The following is a 235-nucleotide window of genomic DNA, read 5'->3' as shown; positions in this document are numbered from 1 at the left end:
AGTAGTCGATCGTGTACTGAGCCCCATCGACCGCATTCGCGCCGTTCCCGCTCACGGTCTTGGTCACATCAAACCCACCGAGACCGTCACCGTCACCGTCACCTCCGGACGCGACGTAGGTGACGGGGCTTGCGGTGACCGTACGACCGGCGACCGTCATGCTGTTGCCGAAAGCCTCGCCATCTTGGACGCCGGACGGAAAGTCCATCACGGTGATGAACTGGTAGACGAGGTC

General features: G+C 62.1%; 1 protein-coding gene. It reads right to left on the bottom strand.

Annotation, left to right across the window (positions count from 1 at the left end; all coding sequences use genetic code 11):
• Nucleotides 1-235 (bottom strand): hypothetical protein (locus SB773_RS34730; RefSeq protein WP_410595109.1); only part of this gene is annotated, 235 nt, incomplete at both ends.

It is taken from the genome of Bacillus sp. SIMBA_074 (assembly GCF_046534555.1).
Classification (GTDB): Bacteria; Bacillota; Bacilli; order Bacillales; family Bacillaceae_G; genus Bacillus_A; species Bacillus_A mycoides.
The sequence above is the reverse complement of the archived record's forward strand: the minus strand, read 5'-3'. Positions and strand labels throughout refer to the sequence as shown.